Here is a 16,542-nt window from a genome sequence, read left to right as displayed (position 1 = left end):
GTCGCGGAAGCCGCGCGGACGACGGCACCACACCGGACGGCGCGGCGCCCAGGCGACGGGAATCTTGGCCAGTTGCCGTCCGGTGACGACGGTAACTGTCCAAGGTCTGGCGGCGTGGCCGGTGGGAGCCGGACCAGACTCGACGGGCCGTGACGGAGGTCAGGCGCGGGAGGTGCTGGCTACGGGGGCGCACGGCGCAGCGACGCGACGAGACCCGGTGGCTGGACGCGTACCGGCAGGCGCACCGACTGCACGTCGAGCGCGCCCCGGTCGGCCGCGCGCTGACGACCCCGACCTTGCGCGGTGGTCCCGCGACCGGGCCTCGTTCCGGCTCAGCCGCCCGACCGGGGACGGCGGCGGAGCAGCAGCCCGGCGACGAGCGCGGCGAGCACGGCGACCGCGCCGACCGCCCAGGGCCAGACAGGTGTGCCGTCGTCGTCGCGGTCGGCGGCCGGCTGGGCGGCCGGTGCGGCGGAGGCACCGGCGGTCGTCGGTGCGGGGTCGGCCGGGGCCGGCGTGGGTGACGCGGTGGTCGCTGCGGGCGACGGCGACGGGTCGGCCGGGGTGCCGGTGGTCAGGGTGAACCGGATCTCGCCGCTCACCGGATGGCCGTCCGCCGACCGGACCCGGTACTCGACGATGTAGAGCCCGGCCGCGCCCGGCACGAAGGCCACGCCCACCCGGGAGCCGTTCACCGTCGGGGCACCCCGGGACGCCGGCACGTTGTCCGGTCCGGTTACTGTGATCTTCGTCGTGTTCGGATCGAGTCGGGCGAGGAAACGCAGCTCGATCCGGGTCGGAGCCTGCGCCAACCGTGCCCCGTCAGCGGGACTGCTGCCGGTCAGCGAGTTGTGCGCGGCGGCCGGTGCCGCCGACCACAGCGACACACCGAGTGCCACGCCGATCGTGACCAGCCAACCCGCCAGCCGTAGGACCCTGCCCCCCATGCATCCCTCCGTAAAGGTACGATCCGCCCACCGATCAGACGCCCTGTCATTAGTCGGGCTGAGATCGCAGATAGTTCAAAATACTGTTCTGAAAGCTGCAACCGAACGACGGCCGGCGGAGTCTGTGATAAGTACGTCCGGCTCTGCCCGGTGTGCTCGTGCCATCTCCAGTCAGCGCGTGACCCGCAGCAAGGCCATCCATCGAAACGGGGCGAGGAGGCGGCAGTGGTCCGGAGGATGAGGCGGCTACTCGTCGCGGCGGTCGGGGCGGCCCTGGTGGCGGTGATGTCGGTCGGGACGGCCCACGCCACGCCCAAGCCCGCGCCGCCGGGAGTGGACATCACCGGGGAGGGACTGGCCGAACCGCTGCGGCTACGGACCGAGACCGCCGCGGCCCACGTGACCGCGGTCATCGACCAGGTCAACTGGTTCGGCACCGACGGCGCACGCTCGGCGCCCAAGGCGGCCGATCTTGGTCCGAAGTACACGGTCGTGGTGCTGGCCGGCGACCAGCCGAAGCAGACCTTCGACCTCTACCCGCTCGCCAAGGGCGGACCGCGGGCCTACCGCCCGGCCAAGCAGCCGAACGCGGCCAAGAGCAACGCGGCCTGGTTCCTCGGCCGGCTCAACATGTCCGAGACCCTGCGGACCGCCGGCGTGCCCCTGCCCCGGCAGGTCGAGACGGTCAGCGGCGGGGTCGGCGGTGGCGAGCGGATGCTCCCGGAGGAGTCCCTCGACCCGGGCCGGGACATCGACCAGGCGCTCAGCGAGTTGCAGCGCCTGCTGCTGTTGAACGCGGGCGTGGTGATCGTCATCACGGTCGGGTTGGCCGGTATCGCGCTGCTGATCCGGCGGCGCACCCGCTGAGACGCCGCACCGGACCCATCGGAGGCCGGGTGTTCCCACGAGGGAGCGCCCGGCCTCGTGTCGTGGCCGGTCGGGCCGCCCGGTCAGCGGTGTCGGCGGTTCCGGACCCTCGTGGCGGTCAGCACCAGCGGCGCGGCGGGCGTTCCCGACGGGTGGCGCGCTGGCTCGGCCGGACCGGCCCGTGTTGGTGTGCGCCGGCCCAGCCCGGCAGGTCGCTGCGGCAGGACGCCGCACGCACCGGCTCCGGGTCGACGCACTCGGCGCCCCGCTGGCGGGGCACCGGAGGATCCTCCTCGGCGGGCCGGACGACCGGCTCGGCCAACTGCGGCGTGCCCACCGGTGACCGGCGGTGGGTGTGGTGCTTGCCGGGCGCCTGCTGGTCCTGGTGACCCGGCCGGCAGGCGTCGCCCTGGGCGCAGCCGTGCTCGGCCTCCCCGTGCGGCATCTCCGGTCTCCTCACACTCGCCCTGGGCCCTGTTCGACCCGGCACCGGGTCACGCCCGGCGGCGGGTCGCGCGATCACGTCCGTGGAACTTCCACGTGCCGCACCGTGCCCTGTCACCGTACTGGCCGCGCGCGTCCGGCGGTACGTCGCATGCGTAATGTCCATCGACGCGTGATCGGGTGGGGACCGCCACGACGCCGGGTACGGCCGGCTCCGGGCCCGATCCGGCAGGTGCGACGGTCGGCGCGCGCGGTCGGGGCCGCTGGACCTGGTGGCGACGGCCGCGTGGCTGCTCGACGGCCAGCCCGCGCGGGCAGGGGCGCTGATCCGGGACCTGGTGGGCGACTCCACCGCGTACGGTCAGCCCGCGCAGGCGGGGACCCGCGGCCCGCGGCAGACGGGACCGGCTGGGGCCGATCGGTCAGCCCGCGCAGGCGGGGGCCCGCTCCCGGACGGCGTAGGCGACGAGCGGCACGACGGCCAGCGCCAGCAGCCACCCGCCGAGCACGTCCGTGGGCCAGTGTGCCAGCAGCGCCACCCGGGTCAGGCCGACGAACCCCGCGAACGCCGTGGCCGCCGTCACCACCACGAACCGCCCGGTGCGGGCCAGCCCGGGCCAGGCGAGCAGCACGACGACCAGCGCGGCGGCGGTGGCGTTGCTGGTGTGCCCGCTCGGGAAGCCGTTGCTGGTGACGGTGACGAAACCGTCCAGCGGGCGGGGGTTGTGCAGCAGCCAGTGGGCCAGTCCCCAGAGCACCGGCACGGTCACGGTGACCGTGGCGCAGAACACCGCCGTCCGGCGGTCCCGCCGGACGGCCAGCAGGATCGTGGCGAGCAGACCAGCGACCAGGAACGGCACGGTGGCCGCCACGTCGGTGAGGATCCGCAGTGTCGAGACCAGTCCGGGGCGCTGGTCGCCGTACCCCCGGAAGGTCTCGCTGAGCGCGTGGTCGGCGCGGTCCAGCGGCGCCCAGTCGGTGAGCACCGGGACGGCCAGCACGAGCAGAGCGGTGAGGGCGAGCAGCGGCAGGAACAGCGGCGGACGCGCGATCATCGCCAATGATGGCACGCCCCGGGGTTCGGGCGCGGCGGCCGACGGGGCGCGTGTCAGGCTAGGACGGTGGGGATCGAGCCGGGGGGTACGCAACTGGCGGCCACGCTGCGCCGGATCGAACGCGCGGCGGGGGCCCTGGCCACGGCGAGCGTAGCCCGGATGGACGAGACCCTGCCCTGGTTCCGGGCGCTCCCGGCCGACCAGCGGTCCTGGGTGACGTTGGTCGCCCAGGCCGGCGTCCGGTCGCTGGTGCAGTGGCTGCGCGACGGGGGCGGTCGGGCGGACAGCACCCAGGAGGTCTCCGACGAGGTCTTCGCCATCGCCCCGCAGGCCCTCGCCCGGTCGATCAGCCTCCAGCAGACCGTCGCACTGATCAAGGTGACCATCGACGTGGTGGAGGAGCAGGTCCCGCACCTGGCCGCCGACGGCGAGGAGCAGCAGTTGCGGGAGGTCGTGCTGCGGTTCTCCCGGGAGATCGCCTTCGCCTCGGCGCGGGCGTACGCGCGGGCCGCCGAGGTGCGCGGCAACTGGGACGCCCGGCTCCAGGCCCTGCTGGTGGACGCGCTGCTGCGCGGCGACTCCTCGGACGTGCTGGCCAGCCGGGCCGCCGCGCTGGGCTGGGCGGACGCGCCCCCGGTGGCGGTGGCGGTGGGCCGCTCCCCCGGCGGGGAGGTGGCCGCCGTGCTGCACACCGTCTACCGGCTGGCCCGGCGGATCCGGGTCGGGGTGATCGGCGGGGTGCACGGCGACCGGCTGGTGGTGGTGCTCGGCGGCGCGGCCGACCCGCTGGCGGCCACCGACAAGCTGCTGCCGGCGTTCGGCGACGGTCCGGTGGTGGTCGGTCCCGCCGTACCGAGCCTGGACGAGGCGACCGAGTCGGCACGGTCGGCGCTGGCCGGGTACCGGGCGGCTCCGGCCTGGCCGGCCGCGCCGCGCCCGGTGGAGGCCGCCGCCCTGTTGCCGGAGCGGGCGCTGGCCGGGGACGCCGAGGCCCGTCGGCGGTTGCGGCAGGACTACTACGCCACCCTGGTCCGTGCCGGGGGCGAACTGCTGGAGACCCTGGACGCGTTCTTCGCCTCGGGCGGGGTGCTGGAGAGCACGGCTCGCGCCCTCTTCGTGCATCCGAACACGGTGCGGTACCGGTTGCGCCGGATCGCCGAGGTGACCGGTCTGTCCCCGTTGGTCCCTCGGGGGGCCTTCGCTCTCCAGGTAGCGTTGACCGTCGGCCGGTTGGATCCGGTCACGCCGGTGCTTCCCGTAGCGCCGGGTGGCGGGCGCGGCGAGGAGCGCTGATCGGGCTCCCGAAGGGCCCCGACCCGGGGTTTTTGTAGGATCCCTCCAAATGTTCTAGTGCGGTTTGGTGCCTGCCGACAACACACGGCCGCCAAGATTCAGACAGAGTCATAGGCGTGCTCGCCGTACTCTCTCCAGGCCAGGGTTCGCAGAAACCCGGCTTCCTGACCCCGTGGCTCGACCTGAGCGGCACCGAGACACGGCTGCGGTGGTGGTCGGCGCTGTCCGGTGTCGATCTGGTCCACCTCGGCACCGCCGCCGACGCGGACGAGATCAAGGACACCGCCCGCACCCAGCCGCTGCTGGTCGCGGCGTCGCTGCTCGCCGCCGAGCACCTGCCGATGCGCGACGTCGGGCTGACCGCCGGCCACAGCGTGGGCGAGTTGGCCGCGGCGGCGCTGGCCGGGGTGCTCCCGGCCGAGGCCGCGATCGCCCTGGCGGGCGTGCGCGGCCGGGAGATGGCGGCGGCCTGCGCGCTGGAGCCGACCGGCATGGCGGCGGTGCTCGGCGGGGAGGCCGACGAGGTGCTCGCCGCCGTCGAGAAGCACGGCCTGCACCCGGCCAACCGCAACGCCACCGGGCAGGTGGTGGCCGCCGGGGCGACCGAGGGGATCGACAGCCTCGCCGCCGAGCCGCCGGCCAAGGCCCGGATCATGCGACTCAAGGTGGCCGGGGCGTTCCACACCCCGTACATGGCTCCGGCCGAGGCCGCGCTCGCCGCCGTCGCCGCCGGGATCACCGTCCGGAACCCGGTCCGGCTCCTGCTGTCCAACCTCGACGGCACGGCCGTGCCGCACGGCCGGGAGATGGTGCAGCGCCTCGTCCGCCAGGTCACCGCCCCGGTCCGCTGGGACCTCTGCATGGCGACCCTGGTCGACCTCGGGGTGACCGGGGTGATCGAGCTGCCCCCGGCCGGTACCCTGAACAACCTCATCAAGCGGGAGTACAAGGGCTCCGACGCGCTGCCCGAGATCGTCACCCTGAACACCCCGGACGACCTGCCGGCCGCCCGTGACCTGATCGCGCGGCACGGCACCACACCCCACCACGAGCCGACCACCCCGTTCCGCGTGGTGGTCGCGCCCGTGGCCGGCATTTTCGCGCCGGCCGAGGGCCTCGCCGAGGGCGGGACCGTCGAGACCGGTCAGGCCATCGGGCACATCTCGACCCGGCAGGGGCCGGTCGAGGTGGCCGCGCACGCCGGTGGGCTGCTCACCGAGTGGCTCGCCCACCACGACGACCCGGTCGCCCCGGGCCAGCCGCTCGTCCGTATCGGAGGACTCCAACCGTGAGCGGAAGCCGGATCCTTTCCCTCGGTCACTACCAGCCCTCGCGGGTGGTGACCAACGACGAGATAGCCCAGCTCGTGGACACCAACGACGAATGGATCCGCGACCGGGTGGGCATCGTCAGCCGGCGGATCGCCGACGGCGAGACGGTGGCCGACATGGCCTCCGCCGCCGCGGACAAGGCGCTGGCGAACTCCGGGCTCACCGCCGCCGACATCGACCTCGTGGTGGTGGCCACCTGCACGTCGATCGACCGCAGCCCGAACGTCGCCTGCCGGGTCGCCGCCCGGCTGGGCATCAACGCGCCGGGCGCGTTCGACCTGAACACCGCCTGCTCGGGCTTCGCGTACGCGCTGGGCACCGTCGACCACGCGATCCGGGCCGGCGCCTCGCGCAACGCGCTGGTCATCGGGGCGGAGAAGCTCTCCGACTTCGTCGACTGGACGGACCGCTCGACCTGCATCATCTTCGCCGACGGGGCGGGCGCGGCGGTGGTCACCGCCACCGCCGAGGGCGAGCCGTCCGGAGTGGGCCCGGTGGTCTGGGGATCGGTCCCCGAGAAGGGCGACGCGGTCCGGATCGAGGGCTGGCGGCCGTACGTCGCGCAGGAGGGACAGGCGGTCTTCCGCTGGGCCACCACCGAACTGGCCCCGCTGGCCCTGCAGGCCTGCGAGCGGGCCGGCGTACGCCCGGAGGAACTGGCCGCGTTCGTGCCGCACCAGGCCAACGCCCGGATCATCGACGGCATCGCCCGACGGCTGGGCATCCCGGACGCCGTCATCGCCAAGGACATCGTCGAGTCCGGCAACACCTCGGCGGCGAGCGTGCCGCTGGCCCTGTCCAAGCTGGTGGAGCGGCGGGAGGTGCCCTCGGGCGCTCCGGTGCTGCTGTTCGGTTTCGGCGGTGGCCTGACCTACGCCGGTCAGGTCGTCCGCTGCCCCTGATGTCGGCGCGGGTCCGCCCGCGCTGCCCCTGAAGTCCGGCGCGGTCCGACCGCGCCGTTCCCGCCCGGCTCGTACCGCCGCCGGGTGTGTACAACCCTTATGAGAGGAAGCACAACGCAATGACCCGTGAAGAGATCACCGCCGGCCTCGCCGAGATCCTCGACGAGGTGGCGGGGGTGGACCAGAACGAGGTGGCCGAGGGGAAGTCGTTCACCGACGACCTCGACGTCGACTCGCTCTCCATGGTCGAGGTCGTGGTGGCGGCGGAGGAGAAGTTCGGCGTCAAGATCCCTGACAACGAGGTGCAGAACCTGAAGACCGTCGGGGACGCCGTCAGCTACATCGAGGCGCAGTCCTGATCATGAGTCGTACCGACGTCGTCGTCACCGGGCTCGGCGCGACGACCCCGCTGGGCGGGGACGTCACGTCGACCTGGGACGCCATGCTTGCCGGCCGCTCCGGGGTGAGTGCGCTCACCCAGGAGTGGGCCGGTCAGTTGCCGGTCCGGATCGCCGCCCAGCTGGCGGTCGACCCGTCCGGGCTGCTGGACAGGGTGAAGCTGCGCCGGCTCGACCGGTCCGAGGCGATCGCCCTGATCGCCGCGCACCAGGCCTGGGCGGACGCCGGCCTGGCCGACTCCGGGCTCGACCCGGAGCGGCTGGGGGTCAGCGTCGGCTCCGGCATCGGTGGCGCGGTGACGCTGCTCAACCAGGACGACATCCTGGAGGCGTCCGGCCCGCGCCGGGTCTCACCGCACACCGTGCCGATGCTGATGCCGAACGGTCCCGCCGCGTGGGTGGGTCTGGAGTTGGGCGCGCAGGCGGGCGTACACGCGGTCGCCAGCGCCTGCGCCACCGGCGCGGAGGCCATCGCCCTCGGTCTGGACATCATCCGCTCGGGCCGGGCCGACGTGGTGGTGGCCGGCGGCACCGAGGCGGTCATCCACCCGCTGCCGATGGCCGGCTTCGCCTCGATGCGGGCCATGTCCACCCGCAACGACGATCCGGAACGCGCCTCCCGGCCGTGGGACAAGGGCCGTGACGGCTTCGTCCTCGGCGAGGGCGCCGGGGTGGTCGTGCTGGAACGCGCCGACCACGCCGCCGCGCGCGGTGCCCGGGTCTACGCCCGGCTCGCCGGGGCCGGCATCACCTCCGACGGGTACGACATCGTCCAGCCGCACCCGGAGGGCGCGGGTGCGATCCGGGCCATCGGCAAGGCGATCGCCGACGCCAACGTGGCCCGGCAGGACATCGTGCACGTCAACGCGCACGCCACCTCCACGCCGGTCGGGGACATGGCCGAGGTGGTGGCGCTGCACAAGGCGATCGGTGACCACCCCGTGCTGACCGCGACCAAGTCGATGACGGGACACCTGCTCGGAGCGGCCGGCGCGCTGGAGTCGATCGCCACCATCCTCGCGATCCGCGACGGCGTGGTGCCGCCGACCATCAACCTGGACGACCCGGACGACGGTCTCGACCTCGAGGTGGCCGCCAACAAGGCGCGTCACATGGACATCCCGGCCGCGTTGAACAACTCGTTCGGCTTCGGCGGTCACAACGTGGCCCTCGTCTTCACGCGGGTCTGAGGTCACGGAGTCCACGGCGACACCCGCTCGCCCGGTAGGTTCCGGCCCCGCTGTCGTCGACGGCAGCGGGGCCTTCCCGTGCGGTGCGGCCCGACCGGTCAGCGCATGACGAGGCCGCCGTCGATCATCACGGACTGGCCGGTCATGTAGTCAGAGTCGGGGCTGGCCAGGTAGGAGACGAAGGCGGCGACGTCCTCCGGGGTCTCGACCCGGCCGAGCGGGATCCTGCCCGCGTACTTCTTGAGCGCCTCGCCCTGCTTCAGGCCGAGGTAGCCGCTGAGTTTCTGGTCGATGGCCTCCCACATGTCCGTGCCGACGATCCCCGGACAGTAGGAGTTGACCGTGATTCCGAACTGCGCCAACTCCTTCGCCGCCGCCTGGGTGATTCCGATCACCGCGAACTTCGTCGCCGAGTACGCGCCGAGGTAGTCGAACGCGTCGTGCCCCGCGATCGAGGCGGCATTGATGATCTTTCCGCCGCCGCCCTGCTTCTGCATCTGCGCCACGGCGGCCTGCATGCAGTAGACGACGCCGAAGACGTTGAGCCGGAACAGGGGTTCCAGGTCCTGGGAGGTCACCTCGGTCAGCGGTTTGATCTGTGCCATGCCGGCGTTGGAGACCATGACGTCGACGCGACCGAGGTCGTCGACGACCTTCGCCACCATGTCGAAGACGGTGTCCCGGTCGCTGACGTCCGCGGGCACCGCGACGGCCCGTCGGCCTCGTGCCCGGATCTCCTCGGCCACCGCCTCGGCGCTCTCGGCCCGGACGTCGTTCACGGCCACGTCGGCACCGTCGTCCGCCAGCCGCAGGGCGATCGCCCGGCCGATCCCCCGACCCGCTCCTGTGACGATCGCTATTTTGCCCTGAATGCCCATAATTGCCCCCTTGACGCCTTGGAGCGTAACGTCGGCAGGTAACCGGTGGGCGATTTTTACCGAACGGGGCTCCTGTACGCCGCAGGGCGGCCGTGACGGGTTCCCTTGGCCCCGGGCTGACACGTGGCTGGCGACCCTCCAGCAACCCCCGTCGCCCCACCAGGAGGGCTCCCACTTGAATCTTGGACAGTTACCGCCGAGATGCGACGTCAACTGTCCAAGATCTGCGGGCGATGACGCACAGGGCTGCCCCGCCCCACCAGGCGTAGGTGTAGGTGTAGGTGCCGGAGACGTCTCGGATGATGCCGGCGCCGAACACGGCGACGGCCGCACCGAGCTGATGGGAGGCGAAGACCCAACCGAACACGATGGTGCCGCGCTCGCCGAAGATCGTGCGACACAGCGCCGCGGTGGGCGGAACGGTGGCCACCCAGTCGAGGCCGTAGACGACCACGAACAAGACCATGCTCGGGTTCACCTGGTCCGACAAGAGCCGAGCGGCACACGCCAATGCCTGCGGACGGCGGACACATGGCCATGATCCATCAGACGTGCGGTAACGAGACCACGACGGGGAAGTGTGCAGCGCCTGCGGCGAAGCCCTCGTCCCCGAGCACATGACCTGGGTGAAGCCCTGGAAGAACGCACGGGACGCGCTGGTCCCCCAGGCGTCCCAACCGACCCTGACGGAGCGCACGCACGACCGACGCCACACCGCCGCCGCGAACCTGATCGGGGACCTCGCTCCCGACGCCACGTGCCGGGGCCGCGCCGACCGGCCGCCGGCCCGACGATCGACTCCCCTTGCCGCAGTCCGGGGTGTCCGAGGGCCGGGACACACCAAGATGCCGCACATCGTGTCGATCACCAAGCGGGGCTGACGCGCGGGCCGGGGTGTGGAGCGTGAGGTCAGCCAGTGCCGCGGGCGTGGGCCGTAAGGGCGCGCGTGGGCCGTAAGGGCGCGCGTGGGCCGTAAGGGCGCGCGTGGGCCGTAAGGGCGCGCGTGGGCCGTAAGGGCGCGCGTGGGCGTAGGCGACGAACATCCACCAGGCGAGGCCAGGATGCCGCCGTCGCGGTCCCGTGGTGGGACCTACCGGAACGCAACCGACCCGATGTGCTGATCACGGATGAGGGTTGCGCCCACGGTTCTACCCGGCGAGGTTGCGGCAGCGCGGGATCCGGCATGCCATCCCCGAGCGCTCGGATCAGAACGCGCATCCCTCAGCCACTCGGGCACCCTGGCCATGATCGCCAGGACAACGCCTGGTTGAGAGTCGATTCAGCCGGCGGCGTGGGATCCACTGGTGACGCGGGCGAGGGCGACGAACGCCCGCCACGCGTCGCGGTCGACGGCCAGGGTGCCGCCGTCGCGGTCCTTGCTGTCCCGCACGAGGACGACGTCGGGCATATTGTCGGCCACCTCGACGCATTCGCCGCCGTTGGTGTTGCTCCGGGTGGCCGTCCGCCAGACGGGGTGCTGGGTGCTCACAGCTCGTTCACCTGCTTCAGGATCAGGTCTCTCGACTGGTCGCGGGGCAGGGCGACCGCGCGGACAGCATCCCACGCCCGCTCCAACGCGGAAACCTGCTTCGGGTCGGCCAGCACCCGCCCCTCCAACTGGTCCTCCAGGAAGGCCAAGTGCTCGCCGCCGCCGGTGGCGGCGATGGTGAACGGCCCGGACTGTCCGATGTAGGGGCCCGCACCGAACGGCACCACGTGGACGTAGACCCGGGCCCGCAGCCCGATCTCGGCGAGGTGCAGCAACTGATCCTTCAGCACCGTCGGCTCGCCCCGGCGCAGCGCCGCCTCGTCGACCACGAACGTGGTCAGCGGCGGCTCGGCCCGGTCGAGCAGCGCCTGCCGTTCCAGCCGGAAGGTGACGTGCTCCTCCACCTTGCCGGGCACGTGCAGACCGCTGGCGAGCGTCGCGCGGGCGTACCCCTCGGTCTGGAGCAGACCCGGGATGATGACGGGCTGAAAGCAGCGCAGCGAGGTGGCCTCCCGCTCCACCTCCGCCCACGGCCGGAACCACCGGGGCTGCGCGTCCCGGCGGGCCTCGGCCGCCATCTTGGCGATCAGGTCACCGGTCTCCAGCAGCCCGTCGAGCGCGCGGGCGGTGTCCGGGTGCGGAACCCGCCGACCGGTCTCGAACATCGCGATCAGCGAACCGGAGACGTGCACCGCCTCGGCGGTCTGCTCCTGGGTCAGCCCCCGGGTGCCCCGGGCGTGCTTCATGACCAGGGCGAGATACGTACTCACCACTCACCGCTCCTCACCGTCTGCGGCCCCTTCATCACCAACCGTCGCGTACGCCCCGCCATCCTCGACCCCGGCAGCGGCGAAGTCCAGGGTGGAGACACGCGATTCGGCTGGTGGAGGCGACGCCCGGCAGCCGGATCAGCGCGGGGGCCGCCCCGGCTGCGGCGACCGCCCGGCCCTCCCCCGGCCGTGGCGACCGCCGGGCCTTCCCCGGGGGCGGCCCCCACACCGGCCACGACCGACCCCGGCAGGCCAGCGAGGGTGCGGGGCCGGCCGGACCGCCGCCCGGCGTCGACCTGAGAGGAGATGCCATGGACCGACCCGACCAGCGGCCACATCCGCCGTTACGCCCGCTCTGGCTGTGCCGGGTCTGCCTGACGACCTGGCCCTGCCCGGCGGCGCGGGAGGCGCTGCTGCGGGCGTACGCCGAGGACCGGGTCGGACTCTGCCTGTTCCTCGCCCCGCTGATGCTCGACGCCGACGCCGACCTGCGGGCGCTGCACCCGGCGGACCCGCCGTCGCCGGCCGAGCTGTTCCGCCGTTTCCTCCGCTGGGTCCGCCGTCCGCGCCCCGCTCCGCCGAGGTGGTAGCAGGGGCCCCCTGCGGTGCAAAAATCACCTGTAGGGGGCCCCTGCTACCAACCCGGCGAGAGCCGGGTGGAGGCGCGGGCCGGCGTGGATAGGGTGAGGGTCGCCCGATCTGCGAGGAGTACGCGTGGAAGCGACCGAGATCCGCAAGCTCGCCGCGCTCGAGGACACCCACTGGTGGTACCGCGAGCGCCGCACGCTGCTGGGACGGGCGCTGCGCCGGCTCGCGGCCTCGGGTCACCGTCCCGGCCGGGCGTTGGACGTCGGCGCGGCCGGCGGCGGCAACACCCGCGTGCTGCGGGCGTACGGCTGGCGGCCGGTGGCGCTGGAGTTCAGCGTGGACGGCGCGGAGGTGGCCCAGGAACGTGGGCTGGACGTGATCCGGGCCGACGCCCGGCACCTGCCGGTCGCCTCGGCCGGGCTGGACCTGGTGGTCGCCTTCGACATCCTCGAACACGTGGACGCCGACCACCTCGCCGCCGCCGAGATCCACCGGACGCTGCGGCCGGGCGGGACGGCGTTGATCGCCGTACCGTGCGACATGCGGCTCTGGTCGGCGCACGACGTGGCGGTCGGGCACGTCCGCCGCTACGACCGGGAGTCGCTGCGGGCGACGGTGGAGAAGGCCGGCCTGGTCGTCGACGAGTTGTGGAGCTGGAACGTGCTGCTGCGGCCGGTCGCCGCGTGGCGGCGGCGCACCTCCACCGGCAGCGACCTGGGTGACCTGCCCACCGTGGTCAACCTGGGGCTCCGGGCGGTCGTCGCCGCGGAACGGTACCTGCCGGTGAAGGGGCTGCCCGGGGTGTCGCTGATGCTGCGCGCCCACCGCCCGCCCGCTTGACGACTTGAGTCTCCAGCGGCTGGAGGGTGCACGCTGTGGTCGTGGACGACCGAACCGAGCTGTTCGCCATCGGGCAGCTCGCCGACCGTACCGGCCTGACCGTACGCACCATCCGGTTCTGGTCGGACCAGGGGCTGCTGCCGCCGACCACCCGGTCCGGCGGCGGGTACCGCCTCTACGACGCCGTCGCCGTGGCCCGGTTGGAGCTGCTCCGGACCCTGCGGGACCTCGGCGTCGGCCTGGACGACGTCCGGCGGATCCTGGACCGGCAGGCCGGCGTCACGGACGTGGCGCGAGCGCACGTCCGGGCGTTGGACGCCGAGATCCGGACGCTGCGGCTGCGCCGGGCGGTGCTGCGGTCGGTCGTCCGTCGCGGAAGCACGACCGAGGAGTTGAGACTCATGCACGACCTGGCCCGCCTCTCCGCCCGGGAGCGGCAGCAGATCATCGACGACTTCGTGACGGAGGTGTTCGCCGGCATCGACCCGGACTCCCGCTCCGGCGGTATCGGCGCGGCGATGCGGGGAGCCATCCCGGCCGACCTGCCCGACGATCCCACCGACGAGGAGGTGGACGCCTGGGTGGAGCTGGCCGAACTGGTCGGCGACCCGGCGTTCCGCCGCCGGGCCCGGGAGATGGCGGTGGTCGGGGCGGCCGGTGAGGATTCGCCGCCGGAGCCGATGCCCGACGTGTCCCCGGCCCGGGACGCCCTCGCCGCCGGCATCGCCCCGGACTCCCCCGCCGCCCGGGAGATCGTCGACCGCATCGTCGACCCGGCACTCTCCGCCGGGGAGCGGGTCGCGCTGGCCGACCGGATGTCCACCTTCACCGACCGACGGGTGGAGCGGTACTGGGAGCTGGTCGGGGTGCTCCACCGGCGCCCACCGTTCCCGCCGATGGTGCCGACGTTCGAGTGGCTGATCGAGGCGCTGCGCGCCGCCCGCTGACCGGAAGCGGGGCGAGGCCCGCGCGCCGGGGCCGCCCTGGTCGACTCCGTTCCGGCGAAGTGGGGCCGTCCAGAACGGTGGAGGCCACGGTTTCGGCGGAACGGAGTCGACCAGCCCCGACTCAGCGGGACGCGGGCACCGCCTCGCGGGCGAGGATCACCGCGCCGTGCAGGGCGGCGTCGTCGGCGAACCGGGAGAGCACCATCTCCGGCCGGTAGGGCAGCACCGCGCCGAGCCGCTCGGTCAGCAGACCCCGGATCAGGTCGCTGCCGGCCACCCCGCCGACCAGCACCACCCGCTGCGGGTCGAGCAGCAGGCAGCAGGTGGCCAGGTGGCGGGCGAACTCGTCGACCCGGGCGGTGAGCGCGTCCCGGGCCGGGCCGGGACGCGCGGCGGCGGCGGCCAGCCCGGCCGCCCCGCCCGGCACCCCCTGCTCGTCGGCGACCAGGTCCAGCGCCCGGCCGGAGAAGTCGAGTTCCAGCATGCTGCCGGGCCAGGGGCCACCGGCCACGGCGTACCCGATCTCGCCGGCCGCGCCCCGGTGGCCGGCGACCACCCGGCCGCCCACGGTGACCGCCGCCGCGACGCCGGTGCCGATACCGATCACCAGCCCGGGGTCGGCGTCGCGCAACGCGCCGAGGCGCAGTTCGGCCAGGGCGGCGGCGTTCAGGTCGTTGTCCACCGCGACCGCCGGCACGCCGAACCGGTCGCGGACGGCGTCGGCCAGTCGCAGCCGGTCCCAGCCGGGCACGTTGGGGGCCAGGTCGATGCCGTCGGGCCGGATCACGCCCGGCGAGGCCACGCCGGCCGCCGCGACCGGGCCGCCGACCCGCGCCACCAGTTCTGCGGCCAGCGCCAGTGCCCGTTCCAGAGCCTGTGGGGCGCCCTGTTCGGCGTGCGTGGGAACCCGTTCGCGGGCCAGGAGCCGGCCCTGCCCGTCGGCCACCCCGACGGCCATCTTGGTGCCGCCGAAGTCGATGCCGAGCAGTACCGGCCGGTCACCGGCCGCCGGCGCGGGCTGGGCAGCTCGACCGGACAATCCAACACTCACCGGTCACAACCTCCGGTAGACAGGGCGGGACGCGCGCTCACCGCGCCGCTCGCTCGACGGCGACGGCGTCCAGCGCCGCGTCGGCCCGGGCCAGCCGGCCACGGACCGCGTCGAGGCGGCCGGCGACCGCGTCGAAGGCGACGCGGAGGGTCGCCACCTGGGCCCGTACGGCCTGCGTGCCGGGCCCGTCGACCTGGGCGCGGTCGAGGACCTGCGCGGGACGGACGGCGGCGGCGATCAGGTCGTCGATCGCGCCGTCGTCGAGCCTGTCGGCGATCCCCTCGGCCGCCGCGCGGACCCCGTCGACGGTCCAGGTGCCCGGGGCGCCACCCCGCACCAGCCGGCCGACCACCGAGTGGGCGGCGCGGAACGGCACCCCGTGCCGGGTGAGCGCGTCGGCCGCGGCGGTGGTGGTGGCCCCGGAGGCGACGATCTCCTCCGCCGACGGCGGCTCCAACGGTTCGATCTCGGCGAGGAAGCCGCCGAGCAGCGCGAAGAACCGGTCGGTGCGGTCGTTGCTCTCCCAGAGGCGCACCTGCACGTCGGTGGTGGCGTTGTTGGAGTCCTCCCACCAGGCCGCGCCGACGTTGTTGAGCACGCTGGCGGCGTCGGCGGCGGTGGCACCGGCCATCGAGACCAGGTGTTCCAGCACCACCGGGTTGCGCTTCTGCGGCATGATGCTGCTGCCCTGGGTGAAGTCGCCGGGGGTGGTCACCCAGCGCCAGCTCAGCCAGTCCATCAGGGTGCGGGCCAGCCGGGCGCCGGTGGCGAGGGCCTGCGCGTTGAGGGTGCCCACCCGGACCAGGTGGTCGGCCCCGGCCACCGCCTCGTACGAGTTGGTGACCAGGCCGCCGAAGCCGAGCAGCTCGGCCACCCGGGCGGGGGCGATGTCCAGGTCGGTGCCGGCGAACGCGCAGGAGCCCAGGGGCGAGACGTTGAGCGCCTCGATCAGGTCGGCGTACGCGACGGCCTCACCGGCGAGCGCCTCGGCGTAGCCGGCGAGGGCGTGCCCGATGGTGGTGGGCTGGGCGGGCCGGCGGTGGGTGTAGCCGGTGATCACCACGTCGGCGTACCGGTGCGCGGCGTCCAGGGTGGTCGCCCCGGTGGCGAGAATCCGGCCGAGTACGCCGACGAGCTGGTCGCGCAGGAGCATCCGGAACACCCCGGCGTCCAGGTCGTTACGGCTACGGGCCATCTGCACGTCCAGTTCGGACGCGGGGATGCCGCACGCCTCGGCGAGCCGCTTCTCCAGCAGGTAGTAGGTGTCCTCGAAGGTGCCGTCGAACTCCGGCGCGGGCGTGTCGTCGGCGCGCAGTTCGGCGAGGCCGCGCAGCAGCCGGGCGCCCCGGGCGGCGGGGACGAGTCCCTGCTCGGTCAGCATCACCACGTGCGCCTGGCTGGCCCGCACCATCGCCGGAAACAGGTACCCGACGTGGTGGTCGTACGTGGGCCGCAGGTGGTGCCGCTGGTAGGTGGTCAGCGGGGGTGTGCTCATGACGGGTGTCCACTTCCTTCCAGGCCGGGTGCGTCGCTCGCCGCGCCCGACGTCAGC

At 73.7% G+C, this 16,542-nt stretch carries 17 protein-coding genes and 2 pseudogenes; 10 read left to right on the top strand and 9 right to left on the bottom strand.

Features of this window, described 5'->3' with window-relative positions:
- Positions 1 to 332: 332 nt before the first annotated feature.
- On the bottom strand, positions 333 to 947 hold the full coding sequence (locus ACIBJE_RS06880) for a copper resistance protein CopC (protein ID WP_396744068.1): 615 nt from the start codon (positions 945 to 947) through the stop codon (positions 333 to 335).
- Positions 948 to 1,172: 225 nt separating this feature from the next.
- Here ACIBJE_RS06880 and ACIBJE_RS06875 point away from each other — a divergent pair, with 225 nt between their 5' ends.
- The gene (locus tag ACIBJE_RS06875) at positions 1,173 to 1,814 is read left to right on the top strand and encodes a hypothetical protein (protein ID WP_396744065.1); all 642 of its coding nucleotides are present in this window, start codon (positions 1,173 to 1,175) and stop codon (positions 1,812 to 1,814) included.
- Positions 1,815 to 1,932: 118 nt separating this feature from the next.
- Here the strand turns inward: ACIBJE_RS06875 and ACIBJE_RS06870 are convergent, their stop codons facing one another.
- Together ACIBJE_RS06870 and ACIBJE_RS06865 are read right to left on the bottom strand one after the other, a co-directional pair.
- On the bottom strand, positions 1,933 to 2,259 hold the full coding sequence (locus ACIBJE_RS06870; RefSeq protein ID WP_396744062.1) for a hypothetical protein: 327 nt from the start codon (positions 2,257 to 2,259) through the stop codon (positions 1,933 to 1,935).
- A 421-nt stretch (positions 2,260 to 2,680) separates the two neighbouring features.
- A complete protein-coding gene (locus tag ACIBJE_RS06865; protein ID WP_396744059.1) occupies positions 2,681 to 3,313 on the bottom strand; it encodes a phosphatase PAP2 family protein in 633 nt (210 codons plus the stop codon).
- On the opposite strand from ACIBJE_RS06865, the pseudogene ACIBJE_RS06860 reads away from it, so the two are divergent.
- The 5 genes and pseudogenes from ACIBJE_RS06860 to fabF all read left to right on the top strand — a co-directional run bounded on the left by ACIBJE_RS06860 (position 3,309) and on the right by fabF (position 8,427).
- Positions 3,309 to 4,606, top strand: a pseudogene (locus ACIBJE_RS06860) (PucR family transcriptional regulator). The gene ACIBJE_RS06865 and the pseudogene ACIBJE_RS06860 sit on opposite strands and share 5 nt — an antisense overlap.
- A gap of 116 nt (positions 4,607 to 4,722) precedes the next feature.
- Positions 4,723 to 5,898 (top strand): acyltransferase domain-containing protein, encoded by a 1,176-nt coding sequence (locus ACIBJE_RS06855; RefSeq protein ID WP_396744056.1) that lies wholly within the window; start codon positions 4,723 to 4,725, stop codon positions 5,896 to 5,898.
- On the top strand, positions 5,895 to 6,839 hold the full coding sequence (locus tag ACIBJE_RS06850; protein ID WP_377654427.1) for a beta-ketoacyl-ACP synthase III: 945 nt from the start codon (positions 5,895 to 5,897) through the stop codon (positions 6,837 to 6,839). The genes ACIBJE_RS06855 and ACIBJE_RS06850 overlap by 4 nt, the downstream gene beginning before the upstream one ends.
- Positions 6,840 to 6,958: 119 nt before the next feature.
- On the top strand, positions 6,959 to 7,198 hold the full coding sequence (locus ACIBJE_RS06845) for an acyl carrier protein (RefSeq protein ID WP_088982708.1): 240 nt from the start codon (positions 6,959 to 6,961) through the stop codon (positions 7,196 to 7,198).
- A 2-nt stretch (positions 7,199 to 7,200) separates the two neighbouring features.
- Complete coding sequence (gene fabF, locus ACIBJE_RS06840) at positions 7,201 to 8,427, top strand: beta-ketoacyl-ACP synthase II (protein WP_396744052.1); 1,227 nt, start codon at positions 7,201 to 7,203, stop codon at positions 8,425 to 8,427.
- A gap of 98 nt (positions 8,428 to 8,525) precedes the next feature.
- Here fabF and ACIBJE_RS06835 read toward each other — a convergent pair whose 3' ends face one another.
- Entirely contained in the window at positions 8,526 to 9,305 is a 780-nt protein-coding gene (locus ACIBJE_RS06835) for an acetoin reductase (protein ID WP_396744049.1), read from the bottom strand.
- Between the two features lie 190 nt (positions 9,306 to 9,495).
- Entirely contained in the window at positions 9,496 to 9,771 is a 276-nt protein-coding gene (locus ACIBJE_RS06830; RefSeq protein WP_396744046.1) for a hypothetical protein, read from the bottom strand.
- A 633-nt stretch (positions 9,772 to 10,404) separates the two neighbouring features.
- Here ACIBJE_RS06830 and ACIBJE_RS06825 point away from each other — a divergent pair.
- A pseudogene (locus tag ACIBJE_RS06825) lies at positions 10,405 to 10,532 on the top strand (IS5/IS1182 family transposase); the annotation flags it as partial.
- Between the two features lie 52 nt (positions 10,533 to 10,584).
- Here ACIBJE_RS06825 and ACIBJE_RS06820 read toward each other — a convergent pair.
- Positions 10,585 to 10,794, bottom strand: coding sequence for a DUF397 domain-containing protein (locus ACIBJE_RS06820; RefSeq protein ID WP_396744043.1), 210 nt, complete (start codon positions 10,792 to 10,794; stop codon positions 10,585 to 10,587).
- Complete coding sequence (locus ACIBJE_RS06815) at positions 10,791 to 11,567, bottom strand: Scr1 family TA system antitoxin-like transcriptional regulator (RefSeq protein WP_396744040.1); 777 nt, start codon at positions 11,565 to 11,567, stop codon at positions 10,791 to 10,793. The genes ACIBJE_RS06820 and ACIBJE_RS06815 overlap by 4 nt, the downstream gene beginning before the upstream one ends.
- Positions 11,568 to 11,875: 308 nt before the next feature.
- Here ACIBJE_RS06815 and ACIBJE_RS06810 point away from each other — a divergent pair, with 308 nt between their 5' ends.
- From ACIBJE_RS06810 to ACIBJE_RS06800, 3 genes are all read left to right on the top strand, one after another.
- Complete coding sequence (locus ACIBJE_RS06810) at positions 11,876 to 12,154, top strand: hypothetical protein (protein WP_396744037.1); 279 nt, start codon at positions 11,876 to 11,878, stop codon at positions 12,152 to 12,154.
- 124 nt (positions 12,155 to 12,278) lie between these two features.
- A complete protein-coding gene (locus ACIBJE_RS06805; protein ID WP_396744034.1) occupies positions 12,279 to 12,992 on the top strand; it encodes a class I SAM-dependent methyltransferase in 714 nt (237 codons plus the stop codon).
- Between the two features lie 41 nt (positions 12,993 to 13,033).
- Positions 13,034 to 13,939 (top strand): MerR family transcriptional regulator, encoded by a 906-nt coding sequence (locus ACIBJE_RS06800; protein WP_396744031.1) that lies wholly within the window; start codon positions 13,034 to 13,036, stop codon positions 13,937 to 13,939.
- Positions 13,940 to 14,060: 121 nt separating this feature from the next.
- On the opposite strand, the gene ACIBJE_RS06795 is transcribed toward ACIBJE_RS06800, so the two are convergent.
- Together ACIBJE_RS06795 and ACIBJE_RS06790 are read right to left on the bottom strand one after the other, a co-directional pair.
- Positions 14,061 to 14,990, bottom strand: coding sequence for an ROK family protein (locus tag ACIBJE_RS06795; RefSeq protein ID WP_396744028.1), 930 nt, complete (start codon positions 14,988 to 14,990; stop codon positions 14,061 to 14,063).
- Positions 14,991 to 15,027: 37 nt separating this feature from the next.
- On the bottom strand, positions 15,028 to 16,485 hold the full coding sequence (locus tag ACIBJE_RS06790) for an argininosuccinate lyase (RefSeq protein WP_396744025.1): 1,458 nt from the start codon (positions 16,483 to 16,485) through the stop codon (positions 15,028 to 15,030).
- Positions 16,486 to 16,542 lie beyond the last annotated feature (57 nt).

The organism is Micromonospora sp. NPDC050187 (assembly GCF_044459745.1).
GTDB lineage: Bacteria > Actinomycetota > Actinomycetes > Mycobacteriales > Micromonosporaceae > Micromonospora.
This window is presented reverse-complemented; position numbering and strand designations above follow the sequence as displayed.

Coding starts and splice junctions, on each gene's coding strand:
- ACIBJE_RS06810 (WP_396744037.1), top strand. CDS start 11,876: ATGGACCGACCCGACCAGCGGCCACATCCGCCGTTACGCCCGCTCTGG.
- ACIBJE_RS06870 (WP_396744062.1), bottom strand. CDS start 2,259: ATGCCGCACGGGGAGGCCGAGCACGGCTGCGCCCAGGGCGACGCCTGC.
- fabF (WP_396744052.1), top strand. CDS start 7,201: ATGAGTCGTACCGACGTCGTCGTCACCGGGCTCGGCGCGACGACCCCG.
- ACIBJE_RS06865 (WP_396744059.1), bottom strand. CDS start 3,313: ATGATCGCGCGTCCGCCGCTGTTCCTGCCGCTGCTCGCCCTCACCGCT.
- ACIBJE_RS06845 (WP_088982708.1), top strand. CDS start 6,959: ATGACCCGTGAAGAGATCACCGCCGGCCTCGCCGAGATCCTCGACGAG.
- ACIBJE_RS06790 (WP_396744025.1), bottom strand. CDS start 16,485: ATGAGCACACCCCCGCTGACCACCTACCAGCGGCACCACCTGCGGCCC.
- ACIBJE_RS06830 (WP_396744046.1), bottom strand. CDS start 9,771: ATGGTCTTGTTCGTGGTCGTCTACGGCCTCGACTGGGTGGCCACCGTT.
- ACIBJE_RS06835 (WP_396744049.1), bottom strand. CDS start 9,305: ATGGGCATTCAGGGCAAAATAGCGATCGTCACAGGAGCGGGTCGGGGG.
- ACIBJE_RS06880 (WP_396744068.1), bottom strand. CDS start 947: ATGGGGGGCAGGGTCCTACGGCTGGCGGGTTGGCTGGTCACGATCGGC.